Source organism: Pseudomonas phytophila, assembly GCF_025643095.1.
Lineage (GTDB): Bacteria > Pseudomonadota > Gammaproteobacteria > Pseudomonadales > Pseudomonadaceae > Aquipseudomonas > Aquipseudomonas quasicaspiana.
Genome location: NZ_CP081201.1, coordinates 1,045,988 through 1,063,885, shown reverse-complemented (window position 1 = coordinate 1,063,885; position 17,898 = coordinate 1,045,988). Strand labels below are relative to the sequence as shown.

Below are 17,898 nucleotides of genomic sequence, written 5' to 3'. Positions count from 1 at the left end.
GCTCTTGATTAGCGGTTAGCCATGCCAATGGGCACGGGCGGCGGCGACGTCCGCATTGATTGCCGTCTTGAGCGCCTCCAGGGAGGCGAAACGCTGCTCATCACGCAGCTTATGGTGGAAAGCCACCGTCAAACGCCGGTCGTAAAGATCACCGGCAAAGTCCAGAAGATGTACTTCAAGGTGGGCACTGCCATCACCTGCCACGGTCGGACGCACGCCAATATTGGCGACGCCCGGCCAGGTCTTGCCATCAATGCTTGCACTGACCAGATAAACCCCGGTCAGCGGCACACGACGCCGTTTGAGCTGCACGTTGGCGGTGGGAGTGCCCAACTGCCGAGCCAGCTTCTGGCCGTGCAGGATACGTCCGGTAATCCGGAACGGTCGCCCGAGCATGCGCTCGGCCAAAGCGAAATCCGCCACGGCCAGGGCATTACGCACCTTGGTACTGCTGACGCGAACGCCATCGATTTCGACGGTCTGCGCCGCCTCAACCGTAAAACCACGGGCATCGCCCGCTTGTTGCAGGAAGTCGAAGTCTCCCATTCGGTCGCAACCGAACCGGAAATCATCGCCTACCTCAAGATGTTGGATGCCGAGCCCGTCGATCAATATCGTATCGACAAATTCTGCCGCGCTGAGCTTACTAAAGCGCTGATTGAACGCCAGACACAACACCCGATCAACGCCCTCGGCCTCCAGCAGCTCCAGCTTGTCACGCAAGCGTGCGAGACGGGCCGGAGCAGTGGCCGGAGCAAAGAACTCACGCGGCTGCGGCTCGAAAATCACCACACAGCTGGGCACTCCCAACTCGACCGCACGTTCACGCAAGCGAGCCAGGATAGCCTGGTGGCCCCGGTGAACACCGTCAAAGTTGCCAATGGTGGCGACGCAGCCCCGATGCTGGGGGCGAAGATTATGGAGGCCTCGAACCAGCTGCATAACGCACTTCTTGCTCATAAAGTGGCCGATTATAACCACACACAGCCCCGGACGACAGGAACACGCCAAGGCAAAACAATAGTCATCGCTCCACGACGGGAAAAACCGACGACTACCCGTTACAACTATTGCTTACAGTACTGCGCTGCGGGCGAAATCCTTGAGGCGAAAACCCAACAACAACAGGGTCACGAAATAGGCCACAACCCCAGCCGCCACCAGCCCGCCGAGACGAATGAAGCGCTCAAGCATCTGCCCGTCGCTCCAGGCCGGCATCACATGCATCAGACCAAGCAGCACGCCAGACATCACCCCGACCGCCAGACACAGCTTAAAGAGAAACTTCGTCCATCCTGGCTGCGGCTGAAACAGATCCTGCTTGCGCAACTGCCAGAACAAAAGCATCGCATTAATGCAGGCGCCAACGCTGATCGCCAAGGCCAGACCGGCATGCTGCAGCGGTACGATAAAGACCAGGTTAAGCAGTTGAGTGACAATAAGGGTGAAAATCGCGATTTTCACCGGGGTGCGAATATTTTGTTGGGCGTAAAACCCCGGTGCGAGCACTTTAATCACAATGATGCCCAGCAACCCCACCGAGTAAGCGATCAGCGCATGCTGGGTCATGGCCGCATCGACGGCGTCGAATTTACCGTATTGAAACAGGGAAACGGTCAACGGTTCAGCCAGAATCCCAAGCGCCAGCGTGCACGGCAGGACCAGCACAAAACACAGGCGCAGACCCCAGTCGAGAATCCGCGAATATTCCTGACGGTCCTTGCTGGCATAGGTTTTCGACAGGATCGGCAGAAGAATAGTACCCAGCGCCACACCCAGCACACCGGACGGCAACTCCATCAAACGGTCGGCGTAGTACATCCAGGAGACTGAACCGGCGACAAGGAACGAGGCAAATATCGTATTGATAATCAGAGAAATCTGACTGACCGAGACGCCAAGGATGGCAGGCAGCATCTGCTTCATTACCCGCCACACGCCAGTGTCATGCAGATTCAGACGCGGCAGTACCAGCATGCCGATCTTTTTCAGGTGCGGCAGTTGATAGAGCAGTTGCAAAAGCCCCCCGACCAGAACCGCCCAGCCCAGCGCCATTACCGGCGGGTCAAAATAAGGCGTGAGGAACAGGGCGAAAAAAATCATGCTGACGTTCAGCAGCGTTGGCACGAAGGCCGGGACCGAAAAGCGGTTCCAGGTATTGAGAATCGCGCCCGCCAGCGACGACAGGGAAATCAGCAATATATAAGGAAAGGTCACGCGCAACAGGTCAGTGGTCAGCGCGAATTTTTCCGGCGTATCGACAAAACCCGGCGCAGTGGCCCAAATCACCCAAGGCGCAGCGATAATCCCCAGCAGCGTGACCAACGCCAGGACCAGCGTCAGGAGCCCGGTGACATACGCGACAAACGTGCGCGTCGCCTCCTCGCCTTGCTGGCTTTTATATTCCGCCAGAATCGGCACGAAGGCCTGAGAGAACGCACCTTCAGCGAAAATCCGGCGCAGCAGATTCGGCAATTTGAAAGCAATAAAGAAGGCATCCGTCGCCATTCCCGCGCCAAATGTGCGCGCAATAATAGTGTCTCGAACGAAGCCCAACACCCGGGAAAGCATGGTGATAGAGCTGACGGCAGCCAACGATTTGAGTAGGTTCATTGAAGAATTTAGCGCCTTGGCTAAAGGACAGGGCGATAAACCTGTCCATTTATGCGATACTCCGCGCCGCAAAAGCACAGAGGCAAAGCCGGCGAGTTTACAGGTCGCGCACCGGAAATAAATATCCCGGTCGAACATAGCGACCACTCGGCGGAACCGATCACCACCCCTTGACAATCAATCCAGTCATCGGCATGATTCGCGGCCTATTTTGTAAGCTATTCCCTAAAAAGTCTTTCGAGGAGCTCGACGGTGGCCAACACACCTTCCGCCAAAAAACGTGCAAAACAGGCTGAGAAGCGTCGCAGCCACAACGCCAGCCTGCGTTCCATGGTTCGTACCTACATCAAGAATGTAGTTAAAGCCATCGACGCAAAAGACGCTGAAAAAGCACAAGCTGCTTATGTTCTGGCCGTGCCAGTTATCGACCGTATGGCCGATAAAGGCATCATCCACAAGAACAAAGCTGCTCGTCATAAAAGCCGCCTGAACGGTCACATCAAAGACCTGAGCGTTGCTGCTGCAGCCTAAGCGATAAGCTTAAGCCGTAAAAAAACCGACCCAAGGGTCGGTTTTTTGTTGCCTGCAATTTGTTGAATAATCGCAGTTACTCCTAACACCACACCGTCACGAGGTAGACACAGGACCTGTAGGAGCGCGCTTGCCCGCGGCTAGATTCTATCAACCAATGAATGCATGGGCCGCTCTGACGCAATCGCGGGCAAGCGCGCTCCTACAAGCCGCATGCCGACCAAGGACAGCGCGGTGCCAGGAACAGCATCACGGCGCGGGAGCAGGAGACCACGGCAGAATCGGAATCGCAGTCACCGCATTCTGCGGACTTCCTTCGATGATCCGGTCGCTGTACACCAGATAAACCAGCGCATTACGCTTTTTATCGAAGAAGCGCACAACCTGCATGGTTTTGAACACCAGGGAAGTGCGCTCTTTGAAGACCTCGTCGCCGTCCTTCAACTCACCCTTGAAATGAATGGGGCCGACCTGACGACAAGCGATGGATGCCTCGGCGCGATCTTCGGCCAGACCCAGACCACCCTTCACCCCACCCGTCTTGGCGCGCGAAAGATAGCAAGTCACGCCATCGACCTTGGGATCATCAAAAGCCTCGACCACAATTCGATCATTCGGGCCAACGAGTTTGAACACCGTCGACACCTGACCAATCTCTTCCGCAGAAGCCAGCATCGGCAACACCAGCAAAGCCCCGAGCAGTCCCTTCGTTACGCGCATTACGTGTTCCTTATCTTGAGATATCCGGCCAATTCACACTTGGTAGGAGCGAACTTGTTCGCGAGACGGCTTTCGCCACAACACATACAACTGCTCGCGAACAAGTTCGCTCCTACCGGAATCCCGTTTCGCCAGAACGACGATGTATCAGCTGATTTCAAACCAGAATCAGATTATCCCGATGCACCAGCTCAGGCTCAGCCATATAGCCCAGCACACGCACGATCGCTTCCGACGACTGACCAATAATTTTCTGCGCCTCAAGAGCGCTGTAGTTACTCAGCCCACGCGCAACTTCGCGACCGTCAGGCGCAACGCACACAACCATTTCGCCACGACGGAAGCTGCCCTGGACCAGCTTGACCCCAACAGGCAGCAGACTTTTGTGATCCTTGCTCAGCGCAGCCACGGCACCCTCATCCAGAACCAGAGTGCCGCGAGTCTGCAAGTGCCCCGCCAGCCACTGCTTGCGAGCTGCGAGCATTTCACGCTCAGGAGACAGCAGCGTCCCCAGACGCTCACCGCCTTTAAGGCGCGCAAGCACGCGCTCAATGCGCCCACCGACAATCACCGTGTGAGCCCCCGAACGAGCCGCCAATCGTGCAGCACGCAATTTGGTCTGCATGCCACCACGACCCAGCGCACCACCCGTACCGCCCGCAACAGCATCAAGGGCCGGATCATCAGCACGCGCTTCGTAGATCAACTGCGCTTCAGGATTGTTACGCGGATCGGCATCGAACATGCCGTCGCGATCCGTGAGGATCACCAGCAAGTCGGCCTCAACCAGGTTCGCCACCAACGCCGCCAGGGTATCGTTGTCGCCAAAGCGAATTTCGTCGGTCACGACAGTGTCGTTTTCATTGATGACTGGAACGACACCCAGATCAACCAGAGTACGCAGCGTACTGCGAGCATTCAGGTAGCGCTTGCGATCGGACAGGTCGTCATGAGTCAGCAGAATCTGCGCCGTATGGCGGCCATGCTCGGCAAAGCTGGACTCCCACGCTTGAACCAGCCCCATCTGACCAATTGCAGCGGCAGCTTGCAGCTCATGCATGGCACTGGGTCGCGACGTCCAGCCCAAACGGCTCATACCGGCAGCCACAGCCCCGGAGGAAACCAGGACCAACTCAACGCCCGCCTCATGCAGCGCCACCATCTGCTCGACCCAAACACCCATCGCCGCACGATCCAGCCCCTTGCCATCCGCAGTCAGCAAGGCACTGCCAATCTTTACGACCCAGCGTCGGGCACCTGTCACTTTGCTGCGCATCATCTTCCAACCTTAGCCAGAGAATTTTGGTAGATACAAATTCAAGATATCAGATACAAAAACGCCGCTTATCTCTAAGCGGCGTCTAGTTTACTGCAGAGGATCAGTCACGGACGTAAATGATTTCCGGACCGTCTTCATCATCCTCATCTTCTTCGTCCCAATCATCTTCACCGATGTCATGCACGCTCTTCACGCCGCTACGACGCAATGCACGCTTGTCATCCAGTGCCTGCAACTGAGCACGCGCCTCATCTTCGATGCGCTGATCCAGCTCCGCCAGCTCTTCAGCATAGCCGGGCTCTTCAGAAATGCGCTGAGCACGCTCTTCGAGATAACGCATGATGTCGCGGCTAAGCTGCTCGGTGCCTTCTTTGGCAATGGCCGAGATCACGTAGACAGGACCTGTCCACTCAAGACGATCAACGATCTCCTTGACGCGAGCTTCATGCTCCTCTTCGAGAATCTGGTCGCATTTGTTCAGCACCAGCCAGCGATCACGCTCAGCCAGAGAAGGACTGAACTTGACCAGCTCGTTAACGATGACTTCCGCAGCATCCGGAGCGCTGCTCTCATCCAGCGGGGCCATATCAACGAGGTGCAGCAACAAGCGAGTACGCGCCAGGTGCTTGAGGAAGCGAATGCCGAGGCCTGCACCACCGGAAGCGCCCTCGATCAGACCTGGAATGTCCGCAACCACAAAGCTCTTCCAGCGATCGACGCTGACCACACCCAGGTTTGGCACCAGGGTAGTGAACGGATAGTCAGCGACTTTCGGCTTGGCAGCAGACACAGAGCGAATGAAGGTACTTTTGCCAGCGTTCGGCAAACCCAACAGACCCACATCAGCCAATACTTTCAACTCAAGCTTGAGGTCACGCTGGTCGCCCGGCTTGCCCGGCGTAGTCTGACGTGGCGCACGGTTGGTACTGGACTTGAATCGGGTGTTACCCAGACCGTGCCACCCACCCATTGCCACCAGCAAACGCTGACCAGCTTTAGTCAGGTCGCCGATGATCTCCTGGGTACTGGCGTCGATGACCGTAGTACCTACCGGCACACGCAACACCAACTCTTCACCCTTCTTGCCGGTGCAGTCAGCGCTGCCGCCGTTGGAACCGCGCTCAGCATCAAAGTGACGGGTGTAACGGTAGTCAACCAGGGTATTGAGGTTTTCGTCGGCGACCATGAAGATCGAGCCGCCATCACCACCATCACCGCCGTTAGGACCGCCGTTTTCGATGAATTTTTCGCGACGGAAGCTCATGCAACCGTTGCCACCGTCACCGGCCTTTACTCGAATGGATACTTCATCTACAAATTTCATAACGCACGCCTCCCGCCACAGGGACGAGCAGAACAACATAAATACATAAGACTCTTGCAAAAATGAGCGTTGCGATACCGATCAAAAACCAGTGACCTCACAGGTCAACATCACAACAGCCCGCACAAACAGTTTTGCAAGAGACTCACCAAAGCCTTTTAAAGCCTGTAGCCAACAACCTTCAAAAACGAAAAAGCCCCGTCGCGAGACAGGGCTTTTCCAGCTGCTGCATGATTACGCTGCGGAGACTTCAGTCTTCGGAACGATGCTCACGTAGCGACGACCGAAGGCGCCTTTAACCTGGAACTTGATCACGCCTTCCACTTTCGCGAACAGGGTGTGATCTTTACCCATACCAACGCCGTAGCCAGCGTGGAATTGGGTACCGCGCTGACGCACGATGATGTTGCCCGGGATAATAGCCTGGCCGCCATACATCTTCACGCCAAGGCGTTTGGCTTCTGAATCGCGACCGTTACGGGTACTACCACCAGCTTTTTTGTGTGCCATGAGTCAATTCTCCTAGTGAGGGATTAGGCTGAAATTAAGCCTGAATACCGGTGATTTTGATCTCGGTGTACCACTGGCGGTGGCCCATACGCTTCATGTGGTGCTTACGACGACGGAACTTGATGATGCGGATCTTGTCGTGACGACCTTGCGAGATCACTTCAGCTACAACGGTAGCGCCGGCAACAACAGGTGCACCGATGTTAACGTCGTCGCCGTTGGCAACCAACAGAACGCGATCGAAGGTAACGGATTCGCCAGTAGCGATTTCCAGTTTTTCGATCTTCAGGTATTCACCTGGGGCAACTTTGTACTGCTTGCCACCGGTAACGATTACTGCATAAGACATGGTATTTCTCCGAAAATCCTGCTCACCCAGCTCTTTATAAGTAGAGTATCGGCTGGCATGGCTGCCTGGGGCTGGAAAGGCCCGTTGGCAATTGCGTAAGGCAGGTGCTGCCCAGGAAAGTTAGGGTGCGCGATTGTACGCAAGGCATCAAACGGTTGCAAGAGGCGGGATGTCATACCTTGACACGCTCTGACCCGCAACCTAGCATGCGGCGCAACCCTTCTGGAGCACCCCTCGCTGATGCAACCTCAAGCCTTCTACCGCGCTGTGGCGGACGATTTTAGTGCCGTCGACGTCATTATCAAGAAGCAGCTGACGTCGCGGGTACCGTTGGTCTCGAAAATCGGCGACTACATTACCTCGGCTGGAGGCAAACGCCTGCGTCCGCTGCTGGTTCTTCTCTGTGGCAAAGCGCTTGGCCGCGAGGGCGACGACGTCCGTCTGCTGGCTGCTACCATCGAGTTCCTGCACACCGCGACACTGCTCCATGACGATGTGGTCGACATGTCGGGCATGCGCCGCGGCCGCTCCACCGCCAACGCGCTGTGGGGAAATGCGCCAAGCGTGCTGGTCGGTGACTTCCTTTATTCCCGCTCTTTCGAAATGATGGTCGAACTGGGCTCGATGCCCGTCATGAAGATCCTTTCGAAAGCGACCCGGGTCATTGCCGAAGGCGAAGTGCTGCAGCTGTCTAAAGTGCGCGACGCAAGCACCACCGAAGAGATCTATATGGAGGTGATTCGCGGCAAGACAGCCATGCTGTTCGAGGCCTCGACTCATAGCGCCGCAGCCCTGTGCAACGCCACCGAAGAGCAAAGTGAAGCGCTGCGCACCTTTGGTGACCACCTGGGCGTCGCTTTCCAACTGGTAGACGACCTTCTCGATTACCGTGGCGACGCTGAAACCCTGGGCAAGAACGTCGGTGACGATCTGGCCGAAGGCAAGCCGACCCTGCCGTTGATCTACACCATGCGCGAAGGTACTGCCGAACAGGCTGCCCTGGTACGTCAGGCCATCCAGAAAGGTGGCCTGGAAGATCTGGAAAGCATTCGCAGCGCCGTAGAAAGCGCTGGTGCGCTGGACTACACCGCGCAGCTGGCCCGCGATTACGTCGCTCGCGCCATCAAATGCCTGGATGCCCTGCCGCCGAGTGAATACCGCGACGCACTGGTTGAACTGAGCGAGTTTGCGGTGGCCCGTACCCACTGATCGCCATGAGCTGTTAAAAAAGCCCGTCCCTGTGACGGGCTTTTTGTTGGCAAATGAAAACGTGCTGAATATCGCGATCCTGTGGGAGCTGGGCTTGCCCGCGATAAGGCTGCACGCGATCTAAAGGTGAACCGTATTCAGCCTTATCGCGGGCAAGCCCAGCTCCCACAGAACCAAAATTCAATGTCCCAATCTGACCCAAATCAACCACCCGGCACTAAAATGCGAATTATTCTCAATAGAGACTTGCTATTCTGCCAATAAGAATTATTCTCATTGAAACCTTTCAAGGAGAAGCAACATGACGTATTTGATCGATGCATGGCTGGACCGCCCTCACCCTTACCTGCGAATTCTGCATCGCGAAACCGGGGAAGTGTGTGCCGTGCTGGAGAAGGAAGCGCTGGATGAACTGCGCGATCAAGGGGATCTGGACGTCAACGAGTTGAGTTCAAGCGAGCCGATCGTGCTGAAAGAGTTGGTGCGCAATCTATTTCTGTTCTGCTATGCCCGAGCGTTGCGCCCGATCGCGGAATTGCACTGACATGACGCCAGCCGCTGAAACAAGAGCAGAGCGAGCCTGCAAGACTCGCCCTGCCCGTTACTGAACCGATATGAAATCGATCAGAGAACGTCGAGCAGCTCAACGTCGAATACCAGCACGCTGTGCGGCGGGATGCTGCCAACGCCCTGAGCGCCGTAAGCCAGCTCGCTCGGTACGTGCAGACGCCATTTGCTGCCAGCGTTCATCAGTTGCAGCGCTTCAGTCCAGCCAGCAATAACGCCACCTACCGGGAATTCAGCTGGTTCGCCACGCTCGTAGGAGCTGTCGAACACGGTGCCGTCAGTCAGCATGCCGTGGTAGTGAGTGCGAACCTGATCTTCACGGGTTGGCTTGGCGCCAGTACCGGTGGTCAGCACTTCAAACTGCAGGCCGGATGGCAGAGTGGTAACGCCTTCGCGCTTACCGTTTTCAGCCAGGTAAGCCAGACCAGCACCAGCAGCCTGCTCAGCCTTGACAGCGGCTTCAGCCTGCATGATTTCGCGGATCACCTTGAAGCTGGCGGACATTTCTTCTTCGCCAACACGGCTTGGCTTGCCACCGAACGCATCGGTCAGGCCAGCCAGGATCGCATCCAGGTTAACGCCCGGCGGAGGGTTGTCGCGCAGTTGGCCGCCCAACTGACGGCCAATGCCGTAGCTGACGCGAGTTTCGTCGGTGGACAAGTTGACTTCGGACATATCACTGCTCCGCTAAAGGAATGCCTGAACCAGGCACTCCGTATCAAAAGGCCGAGCAGCCTAGCACATGAAGTACCTGCATACGCCACTGTAGGAGCTGCCGAAGGCTGCGAAAGCGATATTCCTGGCACACTACTGTTCGCAGCCTTCGGCAGCTCCTACAAAAAACAAAAACTACCACTTCGAATGAAAGCTGATCGGCACTCGTAGCGCTTCGCGCTTATCCACCGGCATGCCGCACATTTCGTCGTGGACCACCGCGTGAACCAGATGAAACGGCACAGGAGTGAAGTCTTTGAGTAGCTCGCGAGCATGCTCGACCGAACGTAACCGGACCGTCTCGCCTCGCTCGCCCCTGAGAAGCTCTACGATGCCCTGCATGCGCGCCTCCAGCAGATAAATCCCGCCCTCGATGGAAATCAGGTTCAGCTCGTCGATGCTGCCGGCATTGAGATGTACTGCCAATTCATCTTCAGTCACTTTTAACTCCTCGCTCAAGAACACGATCGCTAAACAAGGTAACGGATTTCGACACCCTGAAACGACGCCGCCCGTCCATTTTTCAATGGGCGGGCGGCGATGTGAAGCAATGAGAGCAGCGATGTCAGTGCTTGGTGACCTTATCGAGGTAACCCATGGCAAATGCCGATACCACGAACGTCATGTGGATGATTACGTACCACATCAGGTACTGCGGCTCGATGTTCTTGGCGTCCATGAACACCCGCAACAGGTGAATGGAGGAAATCGCAACAATGGAGGCGGCAACTTTCATCTTCAGCGACGAAGAGTCCATGGTGCCCAGCCAGTTGAGCTTCTCTTTGCCCTCGTCGATGTCCAGTTGCGACACGAAGTTTTCGTAGCCGGAGATCATCACCATCACCAACAGGCCACCCACCAGCGCCATGTCGATAAGGGACAACAAGACCAGAATCAGGTCAGCCTCGGCCAACGCAAACACGTTGGGCAGGACGTGAAAGATCTCCTGAAAGAACTTCAGTACCAGTGCCAGCAAACCCAGGGACAGACCGAAATACAGAGGGGCCAGCAGCCAGCGGGAGGCGTACATGGCATTTTCGACAAAACGTTCCATTTGAACTCACAGATGCGTGGAGATGGCGGCGAGTATACCAGCCACCCGACGATTCGCAGAATGTGACCTAAAGCCACGCATGACGGATTGAAAGTGAAGATCCGACGTTACTACTGCAGCCTTCCATATGGATCATATGAATCGCAAGGTAACGTCGTAGCGCAGGTTGAATGAGCCTAGAAAGGGGAAGAACGCTGGGCCCCGGATGAATCGCTATTGATCCGGCGTAACTCGCCCTGCAGGTGCAGGCTCCAGATAGGCATATCGTCTGTTTCTTCGTAACCGCTGGAAGTCAGACTCTCGGCAATCGCCAACATCACTGACTCGGCAGCCGGAGCCCCGGGAAAAGGCCCTTGAGTCTTGATCGCAGAGGGTTGTTCCCCAGTCATGCCAGCAGCAAATAGCAACGTCCACATGCCATTGTCACCAGAAAGGGGGCGTATCACACATTCGATCCGGGTCATCAGACCCAGGCATTGGCGGGTAAGGCAGAGGCTACGCGACATGGCGAGCTCCTCGTTGGCTACGGTGTTCGCCGCATTGAAAAATGCTTTAAGGCGCGTCAGTCCCTTTGACAACCGTGGTACGGAAACAGAATAGAGGAAAAGATGAATTGGGAAAGTTGAGGGGGATGAACGGCGCATCGGTAGCCATCGAAGTCTATAGGAGCTGCCGAAGGCTGCGAAGCGATGCTCCTGACACTCCGTCGTTCGCAGCCCTCGGCAGCTCCTACAGGAATCGTGCTGAATTGAGGACCGGTGGGAGCGAATTCATTCGCGAAGGGGTCTGCACGGTCAACATCATCGTCGGCTGACATACCGTATTCGCGAATGAATTCGCTCCCACAGAAGGCGTTGCCACTTCCGTGGTTAAGCCTTGAGTTCCGGTGCCAGTTGCGCAGGCTCCTTCTCCAGCTCCTCTCTGAGATCATCATCGCTGAGCATCTCGGCAATATCGCGCAGACGCTCGACGACCCGGGCGTTGATGCTGCCTTCCGGGAACTCGCCATTCTCGTCCGGCTCACCGGCAGGCTCGCCCACCAACAGGCTCAAGGCTTCATCCGCCTGACGCACGGCATAAACGTGGAATTGCCCGGCGCGCACCGCTTGCAGCACACGCTCATCAAGCATCAGTGTCGCCACGTTGGCCTGCGGGATGATTGCGCCCTGCTCGCCCGTCAGACCGCGCGCCTCGCAGAGACGGAAGAATCCTTCGATTTTCTCGTTGACCCCGCCCACCGCCTGCACTTCACCGAACTGGTTGATCGAGCCGGTGATTGCAAAGCACTGCTTGAGCGGGGTTTTCGACAAAGCCGAAATCAGCGTGCACGCCTCGCCCAACGACGCACTGTCGCCATCCACGTAACCGTAAGACTGCTCCAGCGCGATACTCGCCGAAATCGCCAACGGAAATTCCTGCGCATACCGGCTACCCAGATAGCCAGTCAGGATCATCACGCCTTTGGAGTGAATCGGCTGGCCGAGGTTAACCTCACGCTCGATATCGACGATGCCGCTGCCGCCCGGATAGACCGTGGCGGAAATCCGCGCTGGCACCCCGAAGGCCGAATCACCCACTTCCAGCACCGTCAGCCCGTTGCACTTGCCGACCGCCGCACCGTCAGTGTCGATGAGGATGATGCCAGCCATCATGTCGTCGAGAATCCGCGCAGACACACGACCGGTCCGCGTGGCCTTGGCCTTGAGTGCTCGTTCGATATGGCCCGCGTCGGTCTGCTCATCGTTAGCCAACTGGCGAATGAAATCCGCCTCGCTGACCAACTGGAACAAATCACCGATTCGCGCCGAGAGACGCCCCTGATGCTCGGCGAGGCGAGCGCTGTAGGTCGCAAGACGCGCCACCGCGTCCGCCGTCAATGGCGCCATGCCTTCTTCCGAAGTACGGGTCTTCAGCAACTGGGCGAACTGCTCAAGGGTTTCGTCGTACATCGGGATGTCTTCATCGAAATCCACCAGTACCCGGAACATCTCCTGGAAGTCCGGATCCAGGTCCTGCAGCGTGTAATACAGCGACCGCGCACCGATAATGATCACTTTGACCTGCAACGGGATCACTTGCGGCGTGAGGCTGACCGTAGCCAGACGCCCCATCTCACCCAGCGGGGATTCCATTTTCAGTTTGCGCGATTGCAGGGCGCGCTTGAGGGCGTCCCAGACAAAAGGCTCGCTGAGCATTTTCTCCGCTTCGAGAATCAGGAACCCACCGTTGGCGCGATGCAATGCACCTGGCCGCAACTGGCGGTAGGTGGTGTAAAGCGCGCCCTGATCGGTGCTGTATTCGATACGGCCAAACAGGTTGTCGTAAGTCGGATGCGGCTCGAACACCACCGGAGCGCCGCCGCTGGCTGCGTGACCCACCACCAGACTCGGGCTGTATTGCTCTTCAAGCAGCTTGCGCGCCTGAGCATCGGTCTTGCTGTCGTCGACCAGTTGCTCGACCACGGTCTTCAACAGGTAAACCTGCATCGCCTGCAAATACGCACAGACCGCCGCGTTCTCCGCGTACTGCTCGGACAATGGTGCCAACAGTGGCTGAAGCGCCAGGGTGATGGTCTCTTCGTTCAACTGACGCAGTTGATTACTGGACTCGCGCTTCCACTGCGGCAAGCTGGCGAGCTCTTCGTTCAACCGCTCTTCAAGTGCCGAGATGTCTTCGTGGAAGCGCTCGCGATCAGCTTCAGGCAGTTGCGAAAACTCGGCTTCATCCAGCGCCTTGCCGTCCAGCATCGGGGTAAAGGCGATATTGGTGCTGTCGCGGTACAGAGCGATGTCTTTTTCCAGCGCCAGACGCTCGATGACGTCCAGTGCCTTGTCATACCGCTGGTTGAAAGCGCGGTCGATGGCACTTTTCTTTTGCTGATACGACGGATGCTCGAAGACAGCCGGAAAGGTCGACAGCAAGTTATCGATCAAACCACCGATATCAGTGATGAACTGATGCGCGCTGCCCGGTGGCAACTCCAGTGCACGGGGCTCGCGGGGTTCGTCGAAGTGGTTGACGTAAACCCAGTCGCTGGGGGTTTGAAGACGCTTGCCTTCGGCCTTGAGGTAACGCTTCACGAACGAGAAGCGGCCGGTGCCGGGCTCGCCCATGACAAACACGTTGTAACCGGGGCGCGGCATGGCCACACCGAATTGCAGGGCTTCTACTGCTCGTTCCTGGCCGAGCACACCGCGAAAAGGCTCCAGATCATTGGTCGTCGAAAAGCTGAACTGTTCAGCGGAAAAAGGACGCGTCAGCGCTTCAGGCGCAAGACGCAGGCTGGCAGCAACAGTATCGGGCATCGGGCATCCTTACATCAGGCGGGGCAGATGGCGGCATTCTGGCGCTCGCTGGACTCGACTTGCAAGACAGTAAAAAACTCAAGTCGTCACAAACCCTGCGGTACGCTGGCCAGAGCGTTATATCAATGAGCTTTTTTTGATGAACATTTTGTAATAAAAGGCGGAACCCTTGGATAGCGCCTAAGCTCCAACTTTGGCGCACCAGACATTTAACGCTGGCCGCCTTGGCGCAACTTAAGCCATGAACCCTGACCCTTGGTTGAATATAAAGAGAATAAAGCTATGAAACGGATTCTTCTTGGTAGTCTCTTCGCAGCTGTTTCCATCAACGCTATGGCCCAGGCTCCTGGTGGCCCGGACTGCGGCTGGGGCAACATGTTGTTCGAAGGTCAACGCGGTACTCCCGCTCATTTCCTCGCATCAACCACTAACGGTACTTCGGGCAACGCCACTTTCGGCATGACCTCGGGCACCAACGGCTGCTCCACCAACAGCGCACTGACCTACGGCGGTAAATCCTGGATTGCCATGAACGGCATGATGGACGAGCTCTCCAAGGACATGGCCATGGGTCAAGGCGAAGCACTGACTACTTACGCGGTAGTGCTGGGCGTTGCACCGGAAGACCGTGCGCATTTCGCCGCTGTCACCCACGAGCACTTCAACCAGATTTTCAGCAAGGCAGACGCCACCGCTGAAGACGTTCACACCAACACCATCGACGTACTGAAAAACGATCCGACCCTGGCCAAGTACGCTACCCAGGCATAAGCTCGTTGCGCCCGCCCTCCCACTCGGAGGGCGGGCTTTTTGTTGCGTTCACGCGCTAGACTGCTGACTTCCCGATCTCCCGACGATCTCTTGAATAGTTGCTTTCCATGCTCAAACGCCTTGTGTATCTGGCGCTCTGCGTCTGCACCCCGCTGTCCGCCGCGCAACACGCGAGCGATGAACGTTTGCAGCAACTGGCCAATGAGCCATTCTGGATTTCATTAGGGCATTACGAGACCGCCAAGCTGGGTGGCTGGCGCAGCTATGTTGACGACCCAAAATTCTTTCTCTCGGCCAACGGTGAACACGACCCGAAGGCGGAGCTGAGCGCTACCGTTGATGCCCTCTACGCCCCGGCAAGCGCTGGCGAGAAGCATGCACAGTGTGTTTATCCGGCACGTACTCGCTGGCTGAAAGATCAGTTACAGCTAAAAGACCTGCCAACCGTAGAGTGCAAAGAGTTCACTCAATGGTTCAAGGACGTTGCACCCGACAGCGCAGTAATGATCTTCCCCGCTGCCTACCTGAACAGCCCGTCATCCATGTTCGGCCACACGCTGCTGCGCATCGATCAGGCTGATGTCAAAACCAACAACACCGCGCTGCTCAGCTATGCAATCAACTTCGGTGCTTACATCGAAGGCATGGACAACAGCATCCTGTACGCCTGGAAGGGCTTGGCTGGCGGCTACCCCGGCCTGTTCGCGCTGGTGCCATACCAGGAAAAACTGTCGGAATATCGCAGCCTGGAAAACCGCGACTTGTGGGAATACCACCTCAACCTGACCCCGGAAGAAACCGGGCGCATGGTTGAACACGTGTGGGAGCTCAAGCAGATCCGCTTCGGTTACTACTTCTTCGATGAAAACTGCTCTTATCGCCTACTGGAACTGCTGCAGGTTGCTCGCCCCGGCTTGAAGCTCACCGAGCAATTCCCGCTGACCGCTATCCCGACCGATACCGTCAAGGCCGTCAAAGCCGCTGGCCTTGTGGACAAGATCGACTACCGTCCTTCCCGGGAACGCGAACTGCTGGAGCGTGCAAAACCGCTGAACAGCTCCGAGCAGCAATGGGTACTGGACGTCAGTGCCGATCAGAAGCAACTGCAAAATCCAGAATACCTCGCTCAACCCAAAGAGCGTCGCGCTTTGATTCAGGATGCCGCGTATCGCCTGGAACGCTACCGCGCCAACGGTCAGGAACGTGATGCCGGGCGCGCTCAGCGCAGCTTCGAGCTACTGCGGGCAATCAATCAGAACCCGCCGCCCGCGCTGGACATCAAGCGTCCCGGTTTACCCGAAGACGGTCACGAGTCCCGTACCTGGCAAGCCGGCGTCGGTACCCGTGATGACAAGGCCTTTGCAGAGTACGGCTTGCGCATGGCCTATCACGATCTCAACGATAACGCCTACGGTTTCCCGCTGGGGGCGCAGATCGAAATCCTGCAACTCAAGCTGCGTCAGTACGAAGGCAATCACTGGCAACTGCAGCAACTGGATCTGGCGACGATTCGTTCGCTGACGCCGCGCAATGCGCTGCTGCAACCCTGGTCGTGGCAAGTGACTGGCGGTCTGGAGCGAGTACTCGGTAAACACGGCGATGAAACGCTGGTTTCCCATGTGAACGGCGGCGCAGGCGGGACATGGCAGTTGGGCGAAGACGTGCTGGGTTTCGCGCTGGGCACCGTTCGTGTCGAGCACAACAACGATTTCGCCGAGTTCATCTCACCCGCTGCAGGCTTCAACACCGGCGTGTTGTGGCGTAATCCGTTGGGTAACCTGAGCCTTGAAACCAAGGGCGACTATTTCACCAACGGCGAAGTCCGCCGCAGCATCAGCCTCAACCAGCAGTGGGAGCTGTCACGCAATATAGGCCTGCGCCTGAGCGCACAGCGCGAGTTCAGCCAACTGAGCTCACCGCAGAACGAAGTGATGCTTGAGGTGAAGTGGTATCACTATTAACGGGTACTGGGATATCCACGCTGGAACAGCTGAACACCGATCATTGTGGGAGCGAATTCATTCGCGAATATGGCGGATGCGGCACCGTATCAATACCTGAATTGACACCGAACCCGCCCCACCGCCTTCGCGAATGAATTCGCTCCCACACAGACTGTGTGAGAACGTAGCGAGCGACGGCAAGACAAGGCGCAACGAGCGGAGCGAGTAACAGCCGCAGGCTGGCCCCGAGGGTGAGCAAAGCGAATCAAAACAGCCGAAAAACGGCCGGGGTCGCGTCCGACTCTAGTGTCTAAATGAGCATTTTTCGGCTGTTTTTAACGCGGTATTGTGCGCGCAACACCGAAGGTGCCCAGCCTGCAGTAGTTTTCACACAGTCTGAACAGGTCCTGAACAGGGCACAACGCTGGTGGACATACAGCTAATTCGACGAAACTAAACTCACCCTGCCATGGCCCAACTTCCATTAGAGGAGAAAAACCATGAGCCGCGCCTTCGTCAACGAAGACAACGCCGCTGCGGATGCCGACCAGCCGGTCGAGCGCCTGATCAGCGAGCAACCCAATTACGTCACCGCGAGCGGTCTGGAGCATTTGCAGCGCCGCGTCGCCGAACTCCAGGCCCATCACAGCGAGATCGCGGCACTGGATCAAGACAACGACAAACAGCATCTGGCTGACCTCGAACGTGACCTGCGTTATTTCAATCAGCGCCTGCTAAGTGCGCAAGTAGTGACTCCCGCGATTTCGACCGAGAAGGTTCAAATCGGCAGTTGGGTGACATACGCGGACGAGCACGGCACTGAACACCGCGTGCAACTGGTGGGCGAGGATCAGGCTGATGCAACAGCCGGACTCATCAACTGGGCCTCGCCGCTGGGCCGTGCCTTGATTGGCGGGCAGCTGGGTGATGAAGTGCTCTGGAAGCGCCCCGCCGGAGATCAGGATATCGAGATTATTCTGATTGAACCGGATGCATAAGGTACGCCGCC

At 56.9% G+C, this 17,898-nt stretch carries 18 protein-coding genes; 6 read left to right on the top strand and 12 right to left on the bottom strand.

Annotated elements, in window-relative coordinates:
- Window positions 1–15 precede the first annotated feature (15 nt).
- Entirely contained in the window at window positions 16–942 is a 927-nt protein-coding gene (gene ribF / locus K3169_RS04515) for a bifunctional riboflavin kinase/FAD synthetase (protein WP_027899713.1), read from the bottom strand.
- Between the two features lie 132 nt (window positions 943–1,074).
- Window positions 1,075–2,613 carry a murein biosynthesis integral membrane protein MurJ gene (gene murJ, locus K3169_RS04510; protein WP_263270261.1) on the bottom strand — a complete coding sequence of 513 codons (1,539 nt, stop codon included), beginning with the start codon at window positions 2,611–2,613 and terminating at the stop codon, window positions 1,075–1,077.
- Between the two features lie 252 nt (window positions 2,614–2,865).
- Here murJ and rpsT point away from each other — a divergent pair, with 252 nt between their 5' ends.
- Window positions 2,866–3,144 (top strand): 30S ribosomal protein S20, encoded by a 279-nt coding sequence (rpsT, locus tag K3169_RS04505; RefSeq protein WP_027899711.1) that lies wholly within the window; start codon window positions 2,866–2,868, stop codon window positions 3,142–3,144.
- Between the two features lie 249 nt (window positions 3,145–3,393).
- Here rpsT and K3169_RS04500 read toward each other — a convergent pair whose 3' ends face one another.
- The 5 genes from K3169_RS04500 to rplU form a co-directional block, all read right to left on the bottom strand.
- Window positions 3,394–3,864, bottom strand: coding sequence for a CreA family protein (locus tag K3169_RS04500; protein WP_231677342.1), 471 nt, complete (start codon window positions 3,862–3,864; stop codon window positions 3,394–3,396).
- 157 nt (window positions 3,865–4,021) lie between these two features.
- Window positions 4,022–5,140 carry a glutamate 5-kinase gene (proB, locus tag K3169_RS04495; protein WP_231677354.1) on the bottom strand — a complete coding sequence of 373 codons (1,119 nt, stop codon included), beginning with the start codon at window positions 5,138–5,140 and terminating at the stop codon, window positions 4,022–4,024.
- Between the two features lie 103 nt (window positions 5,141–5,243).
- Window positions 5,244–6,467, bottom strand: a complete 1,224-nt coding sequence (gene cgtA, locus K3169_RS04490) for an Obg family GTPase CgtA (protein ID WP_263270258.1) — start codon at window positions 6,465–6,467, stop codon at window positions 5,244–5,246.
- A gap of 234 nt (window positions 6,468–6,701) precedes the next feature.
- On the bottom strand, window positions 6,702–6,977 hold the full coding sequence (gene rpmA, locus K3169_RS04485; protein ID WP_002551972.1) for a 50S ribosomal protein L27: 276 nt from the start codon (window positions 6,975–6,977) through the stop codon (window positions 6,702–6,704).
- 34 nt (window positions 6,978–7,011) lie between these two features.
- A complete protein-coding gene (gene rplU, locus K3169_RS04480; RefSeq protein ID WP_003230856.1) occupies window positions 7,012–7,326 on the bottom strand; it encodes a 50S ribosomal protein L21 in 315 nt (104 codons plus the stop codon).
- A gap of 240 nt (window positions 7,327–7,566) precedes the next feature.
- Here rplU and K3169_RS04475 point away from each other — a divergent pair, with 240 nt between their 5' ends.
- Together K3169_RS04475 and K3169_RS04470 are read left to right on the top strand one after the other, a co-directional pair.
- On the top strand, window positions 7,567–8,535 hold the full coding sequence (locus K3169_RS04475) for a polyprenyl synthetase family protein (RefSeq protein ID WP_027899707.1): 969 nt from the start codon (window positions 7,567–7,569) through the stop codon (window positions 8,533–8,535).
- 301 nt (window positions 8,536–8,836) lie between these two features.
- Window positions 8,837–9,079, top strand: a complete 243-nt coding sequence (locus K3169_RS04470) for a hypothetical protein (protein ID WP_099271018.1) — start codon at window positions 8,837–8,839, stop codon at window positions 9,077–9,079.
- An 80-nt stretch (window positions 9,080–9,159) separates the two neighbouring features.
- Here the strand turns inward: K3169_RS04470 and K3169_RS04465 are convergent, their stop codons facing one another.
- The 5 genes from K3169_RS04465 to K3169_RS04445 form a co-directional block, all read right to left on the bottom strand.
- Complete coding sequence (locus K3169_RS04465) at window positions 9,160–9,777, bottom strand: FKBP-type peptidyl-prolyl cis-trans isomerase (protein ID WP_099271019.1); 618 nt, start codon at window positions 9,775–9,777, stop codon at window positions 9,160–9,162.
- Between the two features lie 174 nt (window positions 9,778–9,951).
- Window positions 9,952–10,257, bottom strand: a complete 306-nt coding sequence (locus K3169_RS04460) for a DUF6482 family protein (protein ID WP_263270183.1) — start codon at window positions 10,255–10,257, stop codon at window positions 9,952–9,954.
- A gap of 124 nt (window positions 10,258–10,381) precedes the next feature.
- On the bottom strand, window positions 10,382–10,870 hold the full coding sequence (locus K3169_RS04455) for a TIGR00645 family protein (RefSeq protein WP_027901846.1): 489 nt from the start codon (window positions 10,868–10,870) through the stop codon (window positions 10,382–10,384).
- Window positions 10,871–11,046: 176 nt separating this feature from the next.
- On the bottom strand, window positions 11,047–11,376 hold the full coding sequence (locus tag K3169_RS04450) for a hypothetical protein (protein WP_027901845.1): 330 nt from the start codon (window positions 11,374–11,376) through the stop codon (window positions 11,047–11,049).
- A 363-nt stretch (window positions 11,377–11,739) separates the two neighbouring features.
- Window positions 11,740–14,175, bottom strand: a complete 2,436-nt coding sequence (locus K3169_RS04445) for a Lon protease family protein (protein WP_027901844.1) — start codon at window positions 14,173–14,175, stop codon at window positions 11,740–11,742.
- A gap of 282 nt (window positions 14,176–14,457) precedes the next feature.
- On the opposite strand from K3169_RS04445, the gene K3169_RS04440 reads away from it, so the two are divergent.
- The 3 genes from K3169_RS04440 to K3169_RS04430 all read left to right on the top strand — a co-directional run bounded on the left by K3169_RS04440 (window position 14,458) and on the right by K3169_RS04430 (window position 17,887).
- Window positions 14,458–14,946 carry a DUF3015 domain-containing protein gene (locus K3169_RS04440; RefSeq protein ID WP_099271021.1) on the top strand — a complete coding sequence of 163 codons (489 nt, stop codon included), beginning with the start codon at window positions 14,458–14,460 and terminating at the stop codon, window positions 14,944–14,946.
- A 107-nt stretch (window positions 14,947–15,053) separates the two neighbouring features.
- Entirely contained in the window at window positions 15,054–16,907 is a 1,854-nt protein-coding gene (locus K3169_RS04435) for a DUF4105 domain-containing protein (protein WP_263270178.1), read from the top strand.
- Window positions 16,908–17,389: 482 nt separating this feature from the next.
- Window positions 17,390–17,887 (top strand): GreA/GreB family elongation factor, encoded by a 498-nt coding sequence (locus K3169_RS04430; RefSeq protein WP_027901841.1) that lies wholly within the window; start codon window positions 17,390–17,392, stop codon window positions 17,885–17,887.
- Window positions 17,888–17,898: the final 11 nt, after the last annotated feature.

Coding starts and splice junctions, on each gene's coding strand:
- ribF (WP_027899713.1), bottom strand. CDS start 942: ATGCAGCTGGTTCGAGGCCTCCATAATCTTCGCCCCCAGCATCGGGGC.
- murJ (WP_263270261.1), bottom strand. CDS start 2,613: ATGAACCTACTCAAATCGTTGGCTGCCGTCAGCTCTATCACCATGCTT.
- K3169_RS04500 (WP_231677342.1), bottom strand. CDS start 3,864: ATGCGCGTAACGAAGGGACTGCTCGGGGCTTTGCTGGTGTTGCCGATG.
- proB (WP_231677354.1), bottom strand. CDS start 5,140: ATGCGCAGCAAAGTGACAGGTGCCCGACGCTGGGTCGTAAAGATTGGC.
- cgtA (WP_263270258.1), bottom strand. CDS start 6,467: ATGAAATTTGTAGATGAAGTATCCATTCGAGTAAAGGCCGGTGACGGT.
- rpmA (WP_002551972.1), bottom strand. CDS start 6,977: ATGGCACACAAAAAAGCTGGTGGTAGTACCCGTAACGGTCGCGATTCA.
- rplU (WP_003230856.1), bottom strand. CDS start 7,326: ATGTCTTATGCAGTAATCGTTACCGGTGGCAAGCAGTACAAAGTTGCC.
- K3169_RS04475 (WP_027899707.1), top strand. CDS start 7,567: ATGCAACCTCAAGCCTTCTACCGCGCTGTGGCGGACGATTTTAGTGCC.
- K3169_RS04470 (WP_099271018.1), top strand. CDS start 8,837: ATGACGTATTTGATCGATGCATGGCTGGACCGCCCTCACCCTTACCTG.
- K3169_RS04465 (WP_099271019.1), bottom strand. CDS start 9,777: ATGTCCGAAGTCAACTTGTCCACCGACGAAACTCGCGTCAGCTACGGC.
- K3169_RS04455 (WP_027901846.1), bottom strand. CDS start 10,870: ATGGAACGTTTTGTCGAAAATGCCATGTACGCCTCCCGCTGGCTGCTG.
- K3169_RS04450 (WP_027901845.1), bottom strand. CDS start 11,376: ATGTCGCGTAGCCTCTGCCTTACCCGCCAATGCCTGGGTCTGATGACC.
- K3169_RS04445 (WP_027901844.1), bottom strand. CDS start 14,175: ATGCCCGATACTGTTGCTGCCAGCCTGCGTCTTGCGCCTGAAGCGCTG.
- K3169_RS04440 (WP_099271021.1), top strand. CDS start 14,458: ATGAAACGGATTCTTCTTGGTAGTCTCTTCGCAGCTGTTTCCATCAAC.
- K3169_RS04435 (WP_263270178.1), top strand. CDS start 15,054: ATGCTCAAACGCCTTGTGTATCTGGCGCTCTGCGTCTGCACCCCGCTG.
- K3169_RS04430 (WP_027901841.1), top strand. CDS start 17,390: ATGAGCCGCGCCTTCGTCAACGAAGACAACGCCGCTGCGGATGCCGAC.